The following is an 18,288-nucleotide window of genomic DNA, read 5'->3' as shown; positions in this document are numbered from 1 at the left end:
TGCGCTGTCAGCCCCCCGTGGGCGGCGTGACGTCGGAGCCCTGCGCACCGCCCTTGCCGGCGGCGGTGACCGCGTGGCCGCCGAACTGGTTGCGCAGCGCGGCGATCATCTTCATCTGCGGGGAGTCCTCCTGCCGGGAGGAGAACCGGGCGAACAGCGACGCGGTGATCGCCGGCAGCGGCACCGCGTTGTCGATCGCGGCCTCGACCGTCCAGCGGCCCTCGCCCGAGTCGGCCGCGTAGCCGCGCAGCTGCTCCAGGTGCTCGTCGCTGTCCAGGGCCTTGACCGCCAGGTCCAGCAGCCAGGAGCGGATGACGGTGCCCTCCTGCCAGGAGCGGAAGACCTCCCGCACGTCGGTCACCGAGTCGGCGGCCTCCAGCAGCTCCCAGCCCTCGGCGAAGGCCTGCATCATGGCGTACTCGATGCCGTTGTGGACCATCTTCGCGAAGTGGCCCGCACCCACCTTGCCCGCGTGGACCGAGCCGAACTCGCCCTCCGGCTTGAGCGCGTCGAAGATCGGCTGGACCTTCGCCACGTCCTCGGTGGAACCGCCGTACATCAGCGCGTAGCCGTTCTCCAGGCCCCATACGCCGCCGGAGACGCCGCAGTCCACGAAGCCGATGCCCTTGGCCTTCAGCTCCTCGGCGTGCTTCTCGTCGTCGGTCCAGCGCGAGTTGCCGCCGTCGACCACCAGGTCGCCGGGGGAGAGCAGCTCGCCCAGCTCGTCGATGGTCGACTGGGTGGCGGCACCCGCCGGGACCATCACCCACACCACGCGCGGCCCGCTGAGCGAGTCGACCATCTCCTTGAGGCTGCCGACATCCGCGACGTCCGGATTCCGGTCATACCCGATGACCGTGTGGCCCCCTCGGCGGATGCGTTCCCGCATGTTCCCGCCCATCTTCCCGAGACCGACCAGACCGAGCTCCATCACTGCCCCTTACGGATCCGAACGTTTTCGTACTGTTTCGACCCTACGCCCAAGGGTTGTGAGCAGCTCTTCCGCAGGGCGGAACGGCGGTACCTCCCGCCGACGGCCGCGGAAGAGGGCGCACCGCCGGCCCGCGGCGGGCGACGGCACCCAGGGCCGGGCGGCAGGCTCAGCCGGAGAGGCGGACCGGCATGATCAGGTACTTGTACGACTCGTCCGCCTCGGCGTCCTTCGCCGGGCGCCCGCTCAGCAGCGCCGGCTTGGTGGACGTCGTGAACGACAGCTGCGCCACCGGAGCGTCGATCGCGCTCAGCCCCTCCAGCAGGAACCCGGGGTTGAAGGCGATCGAGATGTCCTCGCCCTCCAGGTCGGCGTCGACGCGCTCCACAGCCTGTGCGTCGTCGCTGGAGCCCGCCTCCAGGGTGAGGACGCCCTGCTCGAAGCTGAGCCGCACCGGGGTGTTGCGCTCCGCGACGAGCGCGACACGCTTGACGGCCTCCACGAACGGCGCCGTCTCGATCACGGCGACGGAGTTGAACTCCGTCGGGAACAGCGTGCGGTACTTGGGCAGATCGCCCTCCAGCAGCCGCGTCGTCGTCCGCCGGCCCGCGCCCTCGAAACCGATGAGCCCCTCGCCGGACCCCGAGCCGGACAGCGCGAGCGTGACGTGGTCCCCGCCGCTGAGCGACTTCGCGGTGTCCAGCAGCGTCTTCGCGGGCACCAGGGCCACCGCGGAGGCGTCGGGCGTCTCCGGCTTCCACAGGAACTCGCGGACGGCGAAGCGGTAGCGGTCGGTGGAGGCCAGGGTGACGGTGTCGCCCTCGATCTCGATGCGCACACCGGTCAGCACCGGGAGGGTGTCGTCCCGGCCGGCCGCGATGGCGACCTGCTGGGCGGCGGCGGCGAAGACCTCACCCGGCACGGTGCCGGTGGCCGACGGCATCTCGGGCAGCGCCGGGTACTCCTCCACCGGGAGGGTGTGCAGGGTGAACCGCGAGGAGCCGCAGACCACCGTCGCCCGTACACCGTCTGTGGAGATCTCCACCGGCCGGTTGGGGAGGGCGCGGCAGATGTCGGCCAGCAGCCGGCCGGAGACCAGGACGGTGCCCTCCTCCTCGACCTCCGCGTCGACCGAGACCCGCGCCGACACCTCGTAGTCGAAGCCGGACAGGCTCAGGGCACTGTCGTCGGCCTTCAGCAGAAGGCCCGCGAGGACAGGCACCGGCGGGCGGGCGGGGAGGCTCTTCGCCGTCCACGCCACCGCCTCCGCGAGGACATCGCGTTCAACCCGGATCTTCACCTTCAGCCGCCTCCCGCTGCTGCCGTCGCTCGTGCTGTTGCCGGGGACCAGTCTGACGCACGGGACCGACAGCGAGTGCGGGCACGGGTCAAGTCGGAGCGATCCGCCGCGAGGCGCTCGGCGCCGAGTTGTGCACAGCCCCGACTTCGAAACGAATCCCGAGCTCTCTCTGTGTGGTCGTAGTAGTAGGGCTTGTGGAAACCGTGGAAAAGCCCGTTTCCGCAGCTCAGAGCCGAGATTTTGTCCACCGCGCCTGTGGGTGGAGCCGTGGAGGAACGGGGGGTCGCTGTGGACGCCGAAAAGTTGCCCACACCCCGCCCACAGGAAGAGGGGGTTTCCCCACAGCTGCGCCCACAGTTTTACCCACCTTTCCCACAGCCCAATCCTCGGTCTCGATGTGACCGCTTTCACTCGGAGCAGTGAGCGGGCGCGTTGCGTTGCCGAACAGTGGACAGCTCTGTGGAGAAGTGCCTGATCACTGGGGAAAACAGGCCGTTTCCTGTGGGCGGGCGGTGGACAAGCCGAAGCGCCGCCGCGGAGCCCGGCGCCCCTCCACAGCTGTGGACGACGCGAGCCCACAAGTACACAGCCGGGTGACCTGGGTGAACCGGCCTCCCGAGGGGGCTGTTGTGGACGCCCTTGGGACAACCGGAAAGGTCCCCAAGGTGTGGACGCGGCAAACCGCCGTTTCCTGTGGACCGAGGCGGCCGACGACCCCCGATTCGAACAGCGAAAGGCCCCCGGGGAGCTCTCCCCGGGGGCCCGGTACGGCGCTCAGGCGGCCGTCAGCCGGCCGTCAGCCGTTCTGCTAGCCGTTCTGTCAGCCGTTCTTGATGCGGTTGGTCAGCTCGGTGACCTGGTTGTAGATGGAGCGCCGCTCGGCCATCAGGGCGCGGATCTTCCGGTCGGCGTGCATGACCGTCGTGTGGTCGCGCCCGCCGAACTGGCCGCCGATCTTCGGCAGCGACAGATCGGTCAGCTCCCGGCACAGGTACATGGCGATCTGCCGAGCCGTCACCAGCACCCGGCTGCGCGAGGAACCGCACAGATCGTCCACCGTCAGCCCGAAGTAGTCGGCCGTGGCGGCCATGATGGCCGGGGCGGTGATCTCCGGCGTGGCGTCCTCACCGCCGGGGATCAGGTCCTTGAGCACGATCTCCGTCAGGCCCAGGTCCACCGGCTGCCGGTTGAGGCTCGCGAAGGCCGTCACCCGGATCAGGGCGCCCTCCAGCTCACGGATGTTGCGGGAGATGCGCGAGGCGATGAACTCCAGCACCTCGGGAGGCGCGTTGAGCTGTTCCTGCACCGCCTTCTTGCGGAGGATCGCGATGCGCGTCTCCAGCTCGGGCGGCTGCACATCGGTGATCAGACCCCACTCGAACCGGTTGCGCAGCCGGTCCTCCAGCGTCTCCAGGGCCTTGGGCGGCCGGTCGCTGGAGAGCACGATCTGCTTGTTCGCGTTGTGCAGGGTGTTGAAGGTGTGGAAGAACTCCTCCTGCGTCGATTCCTTGTCCGCCAGGAACTGGACGTCGTCGACGAGCAGGATGTCCATGTCGCGGTAGCGCTTGCGGAACGCGTCCGCCTTGCCGTCGCGGATGGAGTTGATGAACTCGTTGGTGAACTCCTCCGAGCTGACGTACCGCACCCGCGTGCCCGGGTAGAGGCTGCGCGCGTAGTGCCCGATGGCGTGCAGCAGGTGCGTCTTGCCCAGCCCGGACTCGCCGTAGATGAACAGCGGGTTGTACGCCTTGGCCGGCGCCTCGGCCACGGCGACCGCCGCGGCGTGCGCGAACCGGTTCGAGGCGCCGATCACGAACGTGTCGAAGAGGTACTTCGGGTTCAGCCGCGCCGTCGGCTCGCCCGGTCCGGTCGCCGGCGCGGGCTGTGCGGCCAGCGGGCCCGGAGCCCCGCTGGGCGCGGGCAGCTGGGACGGGCTGTCGTAGTGCGGGGCGGGCGGCCGGCCCTGCGGCGGCACCTGCGGACGGGGCCGCTGCTGGTGCTGCTGCTCATAGGGCTCGTACGACTGCTGCTCGTAGTTCTGCTGGTCGTAGCCCTGCTGCTCGTACGGCTGCTGGTCGTAGGGGGACTGCTGCTCGTACCCGCCCTGCTGCCGGTGGTCGTAGGGCTGGTGCCGCTGCTGGTGCTGCGGGGCGTACGGGTCGCGTCGCTGCTGCTGCTGCCAGGACCCGGGGCCCGGTGCGGGCAGCGGGCTCTGCGCGTAGTCCTGGTACGCGGAGCGGGCGCCGGGCATCTCCCGGTTCTCGTACTGCTCGAAACGGTCGGGCTGCTCGTAGCGCTCCGGCTGGCCCTGCTGCTGCCCCTGCGGCTCCCGCGGGCTCTGCGGGTTCTGCGGGTTCTGCTGGGGGCCGGGTCCGGAACCGTGCGGGGGTCCGCCGTGGTCACCGCGCTGTTCGTAGGACTCGTACGTCTCACGCGGCGGGTATGTGTCGTACCCCACCTCGTACGAGCCCTCGCGCTGCGGCGGCTGGTGCTGCTGGTGCTGCTGCTCGGGCGCGGGGGTGGGCGAGGGGATGGAAGGGGTCTGCGGGGCCGGCGGAGTGGGTGCTTCCGGTGCGGGCCCTGTCACGGTGATCGCGAGCCGGATGGGCTGCTGGCACTCCCGGCTGAGGGCCTCGGTGATCAGCGGGGCGAGGCGGCCCTCCAGGACCCCCTTCGCGTACTCGTTCGGCACGCCGAGCAGGGCCGTGCCCGACACCAGTACCAGCGGCTGGCAGTCCCGCAGCCACCGCTGGTCCTTCGCCTCGACGCCCTGACCCTCGCGGAGCAGCTGTTCCAGCACCCGTGGCCACACTGCGGCAAGATCGGCAGGTAGGTCAGCCACGGGGCACGCTCTCTCACTCGCTTGGTGACGGGTCACTCACAGTGTGACGGTCGCTCGGTGATCGACCGGATCCCACGCAGTCCCACTCATGTGTGGTTCTCGGGACGGTCGGGAAGGAAAGGAAGTTCGGCCACGGTAGTCACGCGGCCCTGTCGCGTTCAAGTCGTTGTCCACAGGCTGTGTACGAGTGCAGTGGCCCGTACCGTGGCCGGGGTGCCCCGCCGGTGCTGGTTTGACCGGATGGCGTAGGCGCGCGTACCTTAACCAGGTCGAGTGTCGACGGCTGCTGCCGCCTGCCTCCGATGGGCAAGATCAGCTGGTTCCACCGGACGATCATGAAGCGGTGCACACTCGGGCGTTGCGAGCTACTCGTGGGCGCACGGTGACAGCCGGTCGACTCCCCACACCCAGTCCCGCGGTCGCCCGTGGGACTCGAAGCACCCAGGAGCCCCCGAGTGAGCAAGCGCACCTTCCAGCCGAACAACCGCCGCCGCGCGAAGACCCACGGCTTCCGGCTGCGCATGCGGACCCGTGCCGGCCGCGCGATCATCGCGAACCGCCGCAGCAAGGGTCGCGCCCGCCTGTCGGCCTGAGCAGCCTGACCACAGGTCCATGACGTGCTGCCTACCGAGAACCGGCTGAGGCGGCGCGAGGACTTCGCGACCGCGGTACGCCGAGGGCGCCGGGCCGGACGCCCGCTCCTCGTCGTCCACCTACGCAGTCGAACGGACCCGCACGCGTCGGGGGGAGAGGTCCCCCCGACGCGTGCGGGTTTCGTCGTGAGCAAGGCCGTGGGCAACGCGGTGATCCGTAACCGTGTGAAACGGCGCCTGCGGCATCTCGTGCGCGAACGCCTGTACCAGCTGCCCGCAGGTAGCCTGGTTGTCGTACGGGCGCTGCCCGGCGCGGGAGAGGCGGACCACGCGGAGCTGGTCCGTGATCTGGATGTCGCGCTGCGGAAGCTGCTCAAAGGGTCCCCTCGCTCTGCCGAACCGGGGGACAGCCCCCGGAATCCCGGCCCCGAACCGGGAGGGAGAGCACAGTGAAGTACCCGCTGCTGTGGTTGATCAAGCTGTACCAGTGGACGATCAGTCCGATGCTCGGCCCGGTGTGCCGGTACTACCCGTCGTGCTCCCACTACGGCTACACGGCCATCCACCGCCATGGCGCCGTGAAGGGAACCGCCCTGACGGCCTGGCGCATTCTGCGCTGCAACCCGTGGTCGCCCGGTGGCGTCGACCATGTCCCCGCCCGGAAGCACCCGGTATGGCACCAGCGGCTCCGCTCCCGCTGGCAGCAGCACCGGACCCAGTCCAACGCCCAAGGAGCCTGATTCGTGGACACGATCCTGAGTCCTCTCTATACCGCTGTCTCCTGGATCATTGTCCAGTTCCATTCACTGTTCGGCCTGGTCTTCGACCCGGACAGCGGCTGGGCCTGGGGTCTGTCCATCTTCTTCCTGGTGGTACTGATCCGGATCTGCCTGATCCCGCTCTTCGTGAAGCAGATCAAGTCGACGCGGAACATGCAGGCGCTCCAGCCGAAGATGAAGGCGATCCAGGAGCGCTACAAGAGCGACAAGCAGCGCCAGAGCGAAGAGATGATGAAGCTCTACAAGGAGACGGGCACCAACCCGCTCTCCAGCTGCCTGCCGATCCTGGCGCAGTCCCCCTTCTTCATCGCCCTCTTCCGGGTGCTCAGCCACATCGCGTCGAACAAGCCGGTGGGCGTGCTCAACGCCGAGCAGGTCGACAGCGCCCGTAACGCCAAGATCTTCGGCGCCCCGATCGCCGCGAAGTTCATGGACAGCGCCGACCAGGTGCGCGAGCTGGCCGCTTCCCTCACCGACGTCCGCATCGTGACCGTCATCATGATCGTCCTGATGTCGGCGTCGCAGTTCTACACGCAGCGCCAGCTGATGACCAAGAACGTCGACCTGACGGTGAAGACGCCGTTCATGCAGCAGCAGAAGATGCTGATGTACGTCTTCCCCATCATGTTCGCCGTCTTCGGCATCAACTTCCCCGTGGGTGTCCTCGTCTACTGGCTGACCACCAACGTGTGGACGCTGGGTCAGCAGATGTACGTCATCAAGCGGAACCCGACGCCCGGCTCCCGCGCCTTCAAGGAGCGCCAGGAGCGGTTGCGTGCCAAGGGCAAGCTGAAGGAGGACCCGAAGGAGGTCGAGGCCCGCGAGGCCGTTGAGGCCGCCCGTGCCCGCCGTCAGCAGCCGAAGCGGCAGAGCAAGTCGCAGCGCCAGGGTGGCGGCCCGGTCGCCGCGGGCGCCAAGAAGAGCGGGTCCTCCTCGGCCGCCGACTCCATGCAGAAGACCGGCCCGAAGACCGCCGAGAAGCAGTCCGGCCAGTCCGGCCAGTCCGGCCAGTCCGGTCAGAAGGCCGGCTCGCAGAAGGGCTCCCAGAGCAAGTCCGGTCAGAAGAAGACCGGGCAGCAGCGCAAGGGCCCGCAGCGTCCCAAGCACCCCTCCAAGAAGTGAGCACCGAAGGAGTCCCCGCCGTGACGGACACGGACACCACCGCCCCCGAGGCCACCGAAGCCGGCACCGACACCCTGACCCGTCTCGAACAGGAGGGTGAGATCGCGGCCGACTACCTTGAGGGACTGCTCGACATCGCCGATCTGGACGGCGACATCGACATGGACGTCGAGGCGGACCGTGCCGTGGTCTCGGTCGTCAGCGAGGGCACCTCGCGCGACCTGCAGAAGCTCGTCGGCAGGGACGGCGAGGTCCTGGAGGCGCTCCAGGAGCTGACCCGGCTCGCGGTCCACCGCGAGACCGGTGACCGCAGCCGACTGATGCTGGACATCGCCGGCTTCCGGGCCCGCAAGCGCGAAGAGCTGACCGAACTGGGCGAACAGGCGGCGAAGGAGGCGAAGGGCTCCGGCGAGCCGGTGAAGCTCCGCCCGATGACGCCCTTCGAGCGGAAGGTCGTGCACGACGCAGTGAAGGCCGCCGGACTGCGCAGCGAGTCCGAGGGCGAGGAGCCGCAGCGCTGCGTGGTCGTCCTCCCGTGACCCGGGGCCCGGGGGAGCCGCAGGAGTACGAGGAGGAGCTTCCTCCCGCTCCCGAGGCGGCACACAAGGCGTTCGGCGACAGCCTGCCGGCTGTCGAACGGTACGCGGAGCTGCTGGCGGACGCCGGGGTACGGCGCGGGCTGCTGGGCCCGCGCGAGGTGCCCCGGCTGTGGGAACGGCACCTGCTGAACTGCGTGGTGCTCTCCGAGGTGGTGCCCGAGGGCGTCTCGGTCTGCGATGTCGGGTCGGGCGCCGGGCTGCCGGGTATCCCGCTCGCCCTGGTGCGGCCGGACCTGGAGATCACCCTGCTGGAACCGCTGCTGCGGCGTACGACCTTCCTCCAGGAGGTCGTCGAGCTGCTGGGGCTGGACCATGTGACGGTCCAGCGGGGGCGGGCCGAGGAGATGCTGGGCCGGCTCCGCCCGGTGCATGTGGTGACCGCCCGCGCGGTGGCGCCGCTGGACCGGCTGGCCGGCTGGGGCGTTCCGCTGCTGCGGCCGTACGGCGAGATGGTGGCGCTCAAGGGCGACACGGCCGAGGACGAGGTCCGGGCCGCCCGGGACGCGCTGCACAAGCTGGGGGTCGTGGAGACCACCGTGGAGCAGATCGGCCAGGGCGTTGTCGATCCGCCCTCGACGGTGGTGCGGGCCCGGGTCGGTGAGAGCCCCGGCGGTGTCCGGTTCGCGGCCCGCCGCGCGAAGGCGGAGAAGGCGGCCCGGCGCGGGGGCGACCGCTCCCCGCGGGGTGGCCGTCGGCGGCGCTGAGTCGCTGATCCGGTTACTCCATCAAAACGCATGCGGCCGTGCGGAGCGGAGTGTCGCGGCAGTCCCCGTCCGGGGGCTGTGCATCGTGTTTCACGTGAAACGCCGCTCTCTGTTGCACGGAATCATCAACCGAGGCCGCGCCGCCGCTGCCGGCGCGCGCGGCCGGACCGCCCCTGAGCCCCGCTCGGAAGTGGATTCCTCCACAACTGAGCGGGGTTCGCTGGTTCACCGCACCGAAAGCATGGGAGGCTTCGTCCATAGCGAGCCTGATGGTGAGGAGTGTGAACCGTTGCGGTCCGACGCCAATATCGCGGGACCGATGGCCGACCCGGTCCCCGGTCCCCGGACAGAACCGGGCGATACCAGCGCGGGTGTGGTCGCTCCCCGCGGTGACGCGGCGCGTGAAACGCCACCGCCCATGGACGACACACCGATCGGCCGTGCTGCCCAGCAGGCGGTCGAAGCGATGAACCGCGCCGGGGAGGGCCTGCCCCGTCCGGCCCGCACCCGGGTCATGGTGGTCGCCAACCAGAAGGGCGGGGTCGGCAAGACCACGACGACCGTGAACCTCGCCGCCTCGCTGGCCCTGCACGGGGCCCGGGTACTGGTCGTCGATCTCGACCCGCAGGGCAACGCCTCGACGGCGCTGGGCGTGGACCACCACGCCGAGGTGCCGTCGATCTACGACGTCCTGGTGGAGAGCAGGCCGCTCTCCGAGGTCGTCCAGCCCGTGCGGGACGTGGAGGGGCTCTTCTGCGCGCCGGCGACCATCGATCTCGCCGGTGCGGAGATCGAACTCGTGTCGCTCGTCGCGCGGGAGAGCCGCCTTCAGCGGGCCCTGGAGGCCTACGACCAGCCGCTCGACTACATCCTCATCGACTGTCCGCCCTCCCTCGGTCTGCTCACGGTCAACGCCCTGGTGGCCGGTGCGGAGGTGCTGATCCCCATTCAGTGCGAGTACTACGCGCTGGAGGGGCTGGGTCAACTCCTGCGGAACGTCGAGCTGGTGAGGGGCCATCTGAACCCGCGGCTGCACATCTCGACGATCATCCTGACGATGTACGACGGCCGTACCCGGCTGGCGTCGCAGGTGGCGGAGGAGGTGCGGGGGCACTTCGGCAAGGAGGTCCTGCGCACCAACATCCCCCGCTCGGTGCGCATTTCCGAGGCCCCCAGTTACGGGCAGACGGTGCTCACCTACGATCCTGGCTCCAGCGGTTCGCTCTCCTACCTGGAGGCGGCGCGGGAGATCGCCTTGCGGGATCCGCATGTCGAGCAGGCCCAACAAGCCCAACAGGCACAGCTGGCCCACCAGACGCAGCAGGCACAGCAGGTGGCACAGTTCCAGATGCAGCAACAACCACAACCACAACAAGCGCAGCAGCACGGCAGCATGGCGGAGGGGACTCAGTGAGCGAGCGACGTAGGGGCCTGGGGCGGGGGCTCGGTGCGCTGATCCCGGCGGCCCCGTCGGGCACGGAGTCCGCAGAGGCCCCAGGGGTGACGGGGAACGGTCGGAAGCCGAGCATCACGGGAGGCTCCGCCTCCCCCACCGCCGTCCCGCCGCTCGACCTAGAGCAGGGCGCACGGGGGGTGGCGGCGGCCAAGCTCGCGGCTCTCGCCCAGCGGGACGAATCCCAGTCGGCGGAGAAGAAGCCGGTTTCACGTGAAACCGAGGCGGAGCCGGCCGAGGAGGGGGTGACCGGCGAGGTTGCCGGCGCCTTCTTCGCGGAGGTCCCGCTCGACGCCATCTCCCCGAACCCGCGGCAGCCGCGTGAGGTCTTCGACGAGGACGCCCTCGCCGAACTGGTCACCTCCATCAAGGAAGTCGGCCTCCTCCAGCCCGTCGTCGTCCGTGAGATCGAAGCGGGCAGCTTCGAACTGATCATGGGTGAGCGCCGCTGGCGGGCCTGCCGCGAGGCGGGCCTGGAGCGGATCCCGGCCATCGTCCGGGCCACCGAGGACGAGAAGCTCCTCCTGGACGCCCTGCTGGAGAACCTGCACCGGGCACAGCTCAACCCGCTGGAAGAGGCAGCCGCCTACGACCAGCTCCTCAAGGACTTCGACTGCACCCACGAGGAGCTGGCCGGGCGCATCGGCCGCTCGCGCTCCCAGGTGTCCAACACCCTGCGGCTGATGCGACTCTCCCCCGCCGTGCAGCGTCGGGTGGCCGCCGGGGTCCTCTCGGCCGGGCACGCCAGGGCGCTGCTGGCCGTGGAGGACGGTGAGGAGCAGGACAAGCTCGCCCACCGCATCGTGGCCGAGGGGCTGTCGGTGCGGGCGGTCGAGGAGATCGTCACGCTGATGAGCTCCGAGCCCAAGAGCCGGTCCAAGCCCAAGGGGCCCCGGGCCGGTGCCCGGGTCTCACCCGCCCTCAACCACCTCGCGGGGCGGCTTTCGGACCGCTTCGAGACCCGGGTGAAGGTGGACCTCGGTCAGAAGAAGGGCAAGATCGTCGTCGAGTTCGCCTCCATGGAGGACCTGGAGCGCATCCTGGGCCAGCTGGCCCCCGGTGAGGGCCGGGTGCTCCAGCAGAAGCTGGCGGAGGGGGACGCCGGCGAGGAGGACGCGGCCTCGGACTGACCGAAGAAACCCCCGACGAGCTGTCGCCCCATGGCTACGATGTCTGCCATGGGGCGACAGCTCGTTCCGCTCACGCTGGACAACCTCGCGGATCTGCCGGAGCGCTGCCGGGCCTGCGCCTTTTGGGAGCTGGGACCGGTCAGCGACGAGGAGACGACCGCCTCGCGCCGGCCCGACCTGGAGAAGGAGGGCTGGATCTCCTCCGTGCTGCTGGAGTGGGGATCCTGCGGACGGGTCGTCTATGTGGACGATGCGCCGGTCGGCTACGTCCTCTACGCGCCGCCGGCGTATGTGCCGCGCTCGTTCGCGTTCCCCACCAGCCCCGTCTCACCGGACGCCGTGCAGCTGATGACGGCCTATCTGCTGCCGGAGTTCCAGGGGCAGGGGATCGGCCGCGTCATCGTGCAGACGGTCGCGAAGGATCTGCTGCAGCGCGGCTTCAAGGCGGTGGAGGCGTTCGGGGACGCCCGCTGGTCCGAGCCGTCCTGTCTGCTGCCCGCCGATCATCTGCTGGCCGTCGGCTTCAAGACCGTACGCCCTCACCAGCGTTTCCCCCGGCTGCGGCTGGAGCTGCGCTCGACCGTCTCCTGGCGGCAGGACATGGAGCGGGCGCTGGACCAACTGCTGGGCAAGGTCCACAGCAAGGAACCGGCTCTGCGTCCGCTGTGAGGCTCGGGTCCCCGTGGTGGCTCCGGACATGACGAAGGGGCGCGGTTTCACGTGAAACCGCGCCCCTTCGGAGCCGTATGTCAGGCGCTCAGCCGATGAAGTCGGCGAGGTCCTTCTCGAGGGCGGCCTTCGGCTTGGCGCCGACGATGGTCTTGACGACCTCGCCGCCCTGGTAGACGTTCATCGTCGGGATCGACATGATGCCGTACTTCGCCGCGACGCCCGGGTTCTCGTCGATGTTCAGCTTGACGACGGTCAGCTTGTCGGCGTTCTCCGCGGCGATGGCCTCCAGCGACGGTGCGATCTGCCGGCAGGGGCCGCACCAGGCTGCCCAGAAGTCGACCAGTACGGGCTTGTCGCTCTTGAGGACGACGTCGTCGAAGTCGGCGTCGGTCGCGGTCACGGTGGCACCGGCCATGGTGCTTCTCCTCATTCTGTGTTGACTGCGGGTCGGGTGGGAGCCGACGGGCGGCAGCCCGTTCTCCCCGGCGGAGCGGGAACGGCCCGCCTCAGATGGCGGCTGCGGTCTTCTCCGGCTCGGGGGTCTCCTCGGCGTCCACATCGGTGAGCGCCGCCAGGTAGCGCTCGGCGTCCAGCGCCGCGGAGCAGCCGGTGCCGGCCGCGGTGATGGCCTGGCGGTAGGTGTGGTCCACGACGTCGCCCGCCGCGAAGACACCGGGGATGTTGGTGTGGGTGGACGGGGCGTCCACCTTGAGGTAGCCGTCCTCGTCCAGCGTGAGCACGTCCTTGAACAGCTCCACCCGCGGGTCGTGACCGATGGCCACGAAGAGGCCCGTGACATCCAGCTCACGGGTCTCGCCGTTCTCGGTGTCGCGCAGCGTCAGCCCCGAGAGCTTGCCGTCCTTGCTGTGGATCTCGGAGACCTCGCTGTTCCAGGCGAACGAGATCTTCGGGTCGGCGAAAGCGCGCTCCTGCATGGCCTTCGAGGCACGCAGGGTGTCACGGCGGTGGACGATCGTCACCGAGGCTGCGAACCGGGAGAGGAAGGTCGCCTCCTCCATGGCGGTGTCACCGCCGCCGACCACGGCGATGTGCTGCTCACGGAAGAAGAAGCCGTCGCAGGTGGCGCAGTAGGAGACACCGCGGCCGGAGAGCTCCTCCTCCTGGGGCAGCCCCAGCTTGCGGTGCTGGGAACCGGTGGCGACGATGACGCTGCGGGCGCGGTGGACGGTGCCCGCCGAGTCCGTCACGCTCTTGACCGGGCCGGACAGATCGACGGCCGTGACGTCGTCCGCGATCAGCTCAGCGCCGAAGCGCTCGGCCTGGGCGCGCATGTTCTCCATGAGCTCCGGGCCCATGATGCCCTCTTGGAAGCCGGGGAAGTTCTCGACATCGGTGGTGTTCATCAGGGCGCCACCCGCCGTGACGGAGCCCTCGAACACCAGCGGCTTCAGCGACGCGCGGGCGGTGTAGAGCGCAGCCGTGTATCCGGCCGGGCCCGAGCCGATGATGATGACGTTACGGACGTCGCTCACGGGAGTCTTCCTTGTCTGCCGACTGCTTTCCGGGATCTTGCACCGAGGCTTGCACCCCGTCCAACGGATCCTACGGGGCGGACATTCCCGGGCCGGAAACCCGTGTCACCCGCGCGCGTACGTGCCCTTGTACAGCACCCGTCCCGGCTGGGGCGGGTCCACACTGATGCAGGAGGGATCCACCAGGTAGGCATCGGCCCGCCGGGTGTCCCCGCCCTGGTGGGGCAGGACCACCAGATAGCCGGACCGGTGGTGGAACGTGGCCTCCGGATCGACAGCCAGGGGCGGCTCCGCCCGGCCGATGGCGTCGCGTACACAGGAGGGCACGGTCTGTCCGCCGCCCAGCGCGTCGTCGCGGAGTGTGTTCTGACCGGTGTCGGGGCTCTTCCGGGTGCCGGGGGAGGGCGGCTCGCTCGGTCGGGAGGGAGCCGAGGAACGCGGGCTCGCCGACGGAGAGGGCGTGTGCTGTCCGGACAGGAGCCGCTGGACGCGCTTGCGGAGCTGTTTGTCGTCACCGCTGCCGCTGTCGTCCCCCTGCGGAGCTCCCGTGGACGGGCCAAGCGGCGAGGCGCCGGGAACGTGCTGCTCGGGGGTGGGTCGCGCGGCATCCGAGGCGACCTCGGTGGCGGGGGAGCCGGAGAGCGCCTGGAGGGCGACTCCGCCGACGGTCAGCGCCGCGACGGAGGCGACCACGGCGAACACTGCCCGCCTCCGCCTGCGTGCCCGCTGAGGGGTCGGCCCGGAGCTGCCGCGGCCGGCCGCGCTCGTGCCCTTGCGATCGGGGCCAGGGGTGCCGGGACCCGTGGCGGAGGCGGCGCGGCCCGGCGGACGGTCGGTGGTCGGGCGGCGACGTTTCGAGGCGGCTTCCGCGGATGGCGTGGCGCTGGTTTCACGTGAAACACCGCTGTCCTTGCCGGGGCGCGCCTCCGGCGTGCGGTCCGAGGGCTCGTCCTCGGTCGTGGTTTCACGTGAAACCGCTCCGTGGGGCACGGATGCGTCCGGCGGCGGGCCCGGCATCGCTTCCGGCGCCGCGTTGGGCGAGGCGTCCGAGTCGGAACCAGGCGAGGTTTCCGGTGCGGCGCCTTTTGCGGTGCCGGGTGCCGCGGTGCCGGGGGTCGTCGTGCCGGGAGTCTTCGTGCTGGGCTCCGTGGAGGGCGGTTCCGTCGCGGAGGCCGCCTCGGGCGACGCTCCGGCCTTCGCCGCCTCGGCGGCCAGAGCGGCGTCGATGCGGTCCGCCACGTCTTCGGGCATCCGCACCGGACCGGACAGTGTGCCCAGCGTCTCGCGGATCTCCTCCAGCGAGGCCAGTACACCGGCACACTGGGGGCACTCCGCGAGGTGGCTCCGGATCTGCGGCGCACGGGCGGCGGGGGAGATCCCCTCGCCGAACGCGGAGATCTCCTCGACGTCGGGATGCTCGTCGCGGTCCGGCCGCCCGTCGCCGGGCTGCCGGTTCTCCGTGCCCGGCCGCTCGTCGTACGGGAAAGGGGCGGATGTCATGCCTGTCCCCCTCCTTTCACGGCCCCGGAGCCGGTGGTGCCCTGCGCGGTGTGCTGAGGAGACTTCCGCTGTGCGCCTCTCGGTGCTGGGACGGACGTCCCGGCAGCCGGGTTCCCTCCCCCGTCGCCGCCACTGCCGGCGCCGCCGGTCCGGGCCGTGGGGTTCTCCTGCGGCTCCTTCTTCGGAGCCCCTTTCTCTTTCGTCCCCTTGCCCGGTGTCCCTTTGCCCTCAGTCCCCTTGGTCTCAGTCCCCTTGGCCTCAGACCCCTTGCCCTTCGTCTCCTTGTCCTCGCGGCGGCGGCCGGGGCGCAGGTGGGAGACGAGCGGCAGGAGCCGGGCGCGGCCCCGTGCGCAGCGGCTCTTGACCGTCCCGACGGCCACGTCGAGCACTTCGGCGGCCTCCGCGACGGGGTAGCCCTGCATGTCCACCAGGACCAGTGCGGCGCGCTGTTCGGCGGGCAGCTCCGACAACGCCGCCACCACCTGCCGCCGTACGTCCTGACGCTCCACGGGGCCGGCCGCCGATTCGTGCGGCTCCAGCACCTGCTCCAGGCGTTCGGTGTCGTCGGTGGGGGTGGCGCGTCGGGAGGCGGTCTTACGGGCGCGGTCCAGACAGGCGTTGACGGTGATGCGGTGCAGCCAGGTGGTGACGGCCGACTGTCCGCGGAAGGTGTGCGCGGCGCGGTACGCGGAGATCAGGGCGTCCTGCACGGCGTCAGCCGCCTCCTCACGGTCGCCCAGGGTCCGCAGGGCGACGGCCCACAGCCGGTCCCGGTGCCGGCGGACGAGCTCTCCGAACGCGTCGGGGTCGCCCGCCACATGGCGGGCGAGCAGCTGCTTGTCCCGCTCTTTGTCGTCGCTCGCCATCAGCCCTCCCCTCGCCCTGCCGCGTCCACGGAGGGAAGCGGCGCCCGCGGCCCCGGCCGGCCCCCGTCCCGTTGCGGGACGGGATCAGCTGAGGACCTGGACCTCCGTGACGCGACCACGGTAGTTGCCGTCCTCGGAGAGGGGGAGCTTGGTGAGCCACACCAGTACGAAGCGGGTCTTGATCGGCTTCTTCGCCTTCAGGGTGACGTGCTCGCCCGAGCCGCTGGTGACCTTGCTGAAGCTGCCCAGCGACGTCGGCATGCTCGTCACGCTGCTGGGCGCGGCCAGGAAGCTCACCGACGTCTTGCCGATGAAGTCGACCTTGAGGCTGCTCACCTGCCGGGCCTTGCCCAGGTCCAGGATGAGGCCCGCGCCGGACTTGAGATTGCCGAAGTCCGCGTGGCCGATGTACTTGCTGGTGAGCCAGTAGGTGCCGGGCTTGCCGTCGATCGCGTCGCCGACCTTGTCCGGGTTCTCGGAGCCGTCGCCCTGCGGGTCGAAGTCCTTGATGTCCTCGATCTTGATCGGCTTGCCCGTGTCGTGCGCGGACGTGTCGTGCGCCTGGACGTTCTTGGTGGTCTTCTTCTCCGGTGTGTCGGACGACAACAGCGCGTCGGCGATCTGCCAGCTGCCCAGCCCGAGCGCGGCGATCAGCAGCGCGGAGACGCCCCACTTGAGGACCTTGCCGGTACGGCCCGGCAGCGTGGGCGGCGTCGGCGGCTCGGCACGCGGAGCGGTGGCCGCCCGGCCCGCGGCGCCGCCGGCTCCTTGCGCGGCGCCCTGCTGGTAGGCCGCGCGCGGGAACGGCGGGGGCACGGGGAACGCCTGCTCCGGCGGGCGGATGCGCGGCAGGGCCGAGACGGCCTTGGCCAGCTCGTCCGGCGTGGTGCAGGGCTGCTCCTGCCGGGAGGCGGTGGCGCCGTCGTTGACCAGCGCGCGCATGGCCAGCGTGGACAGCCCCCGGTGGACGCCCGCGCGGACCTGCTCGGGCGCGGCGAGGGTGCTCATGTCGAGCGAGCCGACCCCCGGCAGACCGTGCGCGTCCTCCTCGTACGGCCAGCGCTGGGTGAGCGCCGCGTACAGCAGGGCACCGATCGCCTCGGTGTCGTCGCGCTGGGGGTTCTCGCTGGTCACCCCGCGCAGCGCGGCGTTCACGGCGAGCCCGCGGATGCGGTACTGGCCCATCCCGGTGCGCAGGACGCACGTCGGGTTCAGCCGCAGATGTGCCAGGCCCTCGCGGTGCGCCGCGGCGAGCGCCTGGGAGAGCTGGCCGACGAGCTGGTAGGCCTCGTGCGCCTCCAGCGGGCGGGTGGTCAGCACCTCGCTGAGCGGGACGGCGTCGGGCAGCCACTCGTGCACGACGTAGACGAGGTCGTCCTCCTCGACCGCGTCGAGGACCTGCACGAACCGGGGGTCGCCCAGCAGCGCAGCCGAGCGGGCGGCGGAGAGCACCTGGCGGGCGCGGGAGTGCCCGGCGGGAAGGACGTGGACGCCCACGGCCCGGCGGAGTTTCTCGTCGACGGCCCGCCAGCTGCTGAAGCCGTCGAGCCGGGTGACGCACTCCTCCAGGCGGTAGCGGCGGGCGAGTTTGTGGCCGCTGTGCAGTTCGGGCACCCGCAGTTCGACGGCCGCAGGCGACGCGGCGGACTTTCCGGAGTCCTTCCGCGAGCCGGCCTCCTCGTCGGGGGAGCTCTTCCCGGTGGCGTCGGCGGAGTCGCTGTCCGCGTCGTTCCGGTCCGTGTCGCTGTCCGTGTCGCCGTCTGCGTCCTTGGCGGAGGCGGTGGCGGATGTTTCGGGGGAGGTTCCGGCCGGGGCGCTGGCGTTGGCTGCGTCGCTCTTGTCGCCCTTCTTGGCGCCGCTCTGCTCGGGGTCCGGCTTTTCGGAGCTGTCCTTTGCGGCACTGTCCTTTTCGGCGTCCGGCTTTGGCTGCTCGGCGGCACCGCCGTTCTTCGGAGCGCTGTCTCCGGCGTCGGCGCTGCCGCCGCCGCCCTCCTCACCGGAAGCACCGGTGGCGTCCGCGGTGTCCGCGGTGTCCGTGCTGTCGTCGGCGGGCCGGTCCTTGCCGGCCGGGTTGTCGGCGCGGGGTGCGGCGGGGGTGGGTGTGGCGGTGGTGGTGCTCTTGGGGCCGGTGTGGGCGGAGCTGCCGTCCTCGGGGCCGACGGTCTTGCCGGAGCTGTGTCCGGCACCGGCGCCGGCGGGATCCTGGGCGCTGGTCTCATCGGGTGGTGTGGAGTCGCCGGCGTCTCTGGAAAGTGCCGCGAAAGCGGTGCCGGAGGGGATGGGCGTGGGCGCCGCGGGAGCGGG

At 70.6% G+C, this 18,288-nt stretch carries 16 protein-coding genes and 1 pseudogene; 9 read left to right on the top strand and 8 right to left on the bottom strand.

Going from position 1 to position 18,288, the window contains the following annotated elements; genetic code table 11:
- Window positions 1-7: 7 nt before the first annotated feature.
- From gnd to dnaA, 3 genes are all read right to left on the bottom strand, one after another.
- Window positions 8-931, bottom strand: a complete 924-nt coding sequence (gene gnd / locus IO40_RS0100925; protein WP_016472054.1) for a phosphogluconate dehydrogenase (NAD(+)-dependent, decarboxylating) — start codon at window positions 929-931, stop codon at window positions 8-10.
- 169 nt (window positions 932-1,100) lie between these two features.
- Window positions 1,101-2,231, bottom strand: coding sequence for a DNA polymerase III subunit beta (gene dnaN, locus IO40_RS0100920; protein ID WP_016472055.1), 1,131 nt, complete (start codon window positions 2,229-2,231; stop codon window positions 1,101-1,103).
- A gap of 820 nt (window positions 2,232-3,051) precedes the next feature.
- A complete protein-coding gene (gene dnaA / locus IO40_RS0100915) occupies window positions 3,052-5,073 on the bottom strand; it encodes a chromosomal replication initiator protein DnaA (protein WP_031174652.1) in 2,022 nt (673 codons plus the stop codon).
- A 455-nt stretch (window positions 5,074-5,528) separates the two neighbouring features.
- Between dnaA and rpmH the strand changes: the two genes are divergently transcribed.
- The 9 genes from rpmH to IO40_RS0100870 all read left to right on the top strand — a co-directional run bounded on the left by rpmH (window position 5,529) and on the right by IO40_RS0100870 (window position 12,122).
- Window positions 5,529-5,666, top strand: coding sequence for a 50S ribosomal protein L34 (rpmH, locus tag IO40_RS0100910; protein WP_016472057.1), 138 nt, complete (start codon window positions 5,529-5,531; stop codon window positions 5,664-5,666).
- A gap of 24 nt (window positions 5,667-5,690) precedes the next feature.
- Window positions 5,691-6,119, top strand: a complete 429-nt coding sequence (gene rnpA / locus IO40_RS35415) for a ribonuclease P protein component (protein ID WP_033228208.1) — start codon at window positions 5,691-5,693, stop codon at window positions 6,117-6,119.
- Window positions 6,116-6,406 (top strand): membrane protein insertion efficiency factor YidD, encoded by a 291-nt coding sequence (yidD, locus tag IO40_RS0100900; protein WP_016472059.1) that lies wholly within the window; start codon window positions 6,116-6,118, stop codon window positions 6,404-6,406. Before rnpA ends, yidD begins: the two co-directional genes overlap by 4 nt.
- Window positions 6,407-6,409: 3 nt before the next feature.
- Window positions 6,410-7,567, top strand: coding sequence for a membrane protein insertase YidC (yidC, locus tag IO40_RS0100895; RefSeq protein WP_031026959.1), 1,158 nt, complete (start codon window positions 6,410-6,412; stop codon window positions 7,565-7,567).
- A 20-nt stretch (window positions 7,568-7,587) separates the two neighbouring features.
- Window positions 7,588-8,106, top strand: coding sequence for a Jag family protein (locus tag IO40_RS0100890; RefSeq protein WP_030406663.1), 519 nt, complete (start codon window positions 7,588-7,590; stop codon window positions 8,104-8,106).
- Window positions 8,103-8,870 (top strand): 16S rRNA (guanine(527)-N(7))-methyltransferase RsmG, encoded by a 768-nt coding sequence (gene rsmG / locus IO40_RS0100885; protein WP_016472062.1) that lies wholly within the window; start codon window positions 8,103-8,105, stop codon window positions 8,868-8,870. Before IO40_RS0100890 ends, rsmG begins: the two co-directional genes overlap by 4 nt.
- A 241-nt stretch (window positions 8,871-9,111) precedes the next feature.
- Window positions 9,112-10,284, top strand: a complete 1,173-nt coding sequence (locus tag IO40_RS0100880) for a ParA family protein (RefSeq protein WP_078565951.1) — start codon at window positions 9,112-9,114, stop codon at window positions 10,282-10,284.
- On the top strand, window positions 10,281-11,453 hold the full coding sequence (locus IO40_RS0100875; RefSeq protein WP_016472064.1) for a ParB/RepB/Spo0J family partition protein: 1,173 nt from the start codon (window positions 10,281-10,283) through the stop codon (window positions 11,451-11,453). Before IO40_RS0100880 ends, IO40_RS0100875 begins: the two co-directional genes overlap by 4 nt.
- A 48-nt stretch (window positions 11,454-11,501) precedes the next feature.
- Window positions 11,502-12,122 carry a GNAT family N-acetyltransferase gene (locus tag IO40_RS0100870; RefSeq protein ID WP_031174649.1) on the top strand — a complete coding sequence of 207 codons (621 nt, stop codon included), beginning with the start codon at window positions 11,502-11,504 and terminating at the stop codon, window positions 12,120-12,122.
- Window positions 12,123-12,210: 88 nt separating this feature from the next.
- Here the strand turns inward: IO40_RS0100870 and trxA are convergent, their stop codons facing one another.
- The 5 genes and pseudogenes from trxA to IO40_RS39580 all read right to left on the bottom strand — a co-directional run.
- Entirely contained in the window at window positions 12,211-12,540 is a 330-nt protein-coding gene (trxA, locus tag IO40_RS0100865; protein WP_016472066.1) for a thioredoxin, read from the bottom strand.
- A gap of 91 nt (window positions 12,541-12,631) precedes the next feature.
- Complete coding sequence (gene trxB, locus IO40_RS0100860; protein WP_016472067.1) at window positions 12,632-13,618, bottom strand: thioredoxin-disulfide reductase; 987 nt, start codon at window positions 13,616-13,618, stop codon at window positions 12,632-12,634.
- Between the two features lie 105 nt (window positions 13,619-13,723).
- Window positions 13,724-15,118, bottom strand: coding sequence for a hypothetical protein (locus IO40_RS0100855; protein WP_031174648.1), 1,395 nt, complete (start codon window positions 15,116-15,118; stop codon window positions 13,724-13,726).
- A complete protein-coding gene (gene sigM, locus IO40_RS38425; protein ID WP_016472069.1) occupies window positions 15,115-15,984 on the bottom strand; it encodes an RNA polymerase sigma factor SigM in 870 nt (289 codons plus the stop codon). The genes IO40_RS0100855 and sigM overlap by 4 nt, the downstream gene beginning before the upstream one ends.
- A gap of 84 nt (window positions 15,985-16,068) precedes the next feature.
- A pseudogene (locus tag IO40_RS39580) lies at window positions 16,069-17,775 on the bottom strand (protein kinase family protein); the annotation flags it as partial.
- Between the last annotated feature and the right edge of the window lie 513 nt (window positions 17,776-18,288).

Source organism: Streptomyces albus subsp. albus, from assembly GCF_000725885.1.
GTDB classification, from domain to species: Bacteria; Actinomycetota; Actinomycetes; order Streptomycetales; family Streptomycetaceae; genus Streptomyces; species Streptomyces albus.
This window is presented reverse-complemented; position numbering and strand designations above follow the sequence as displayed.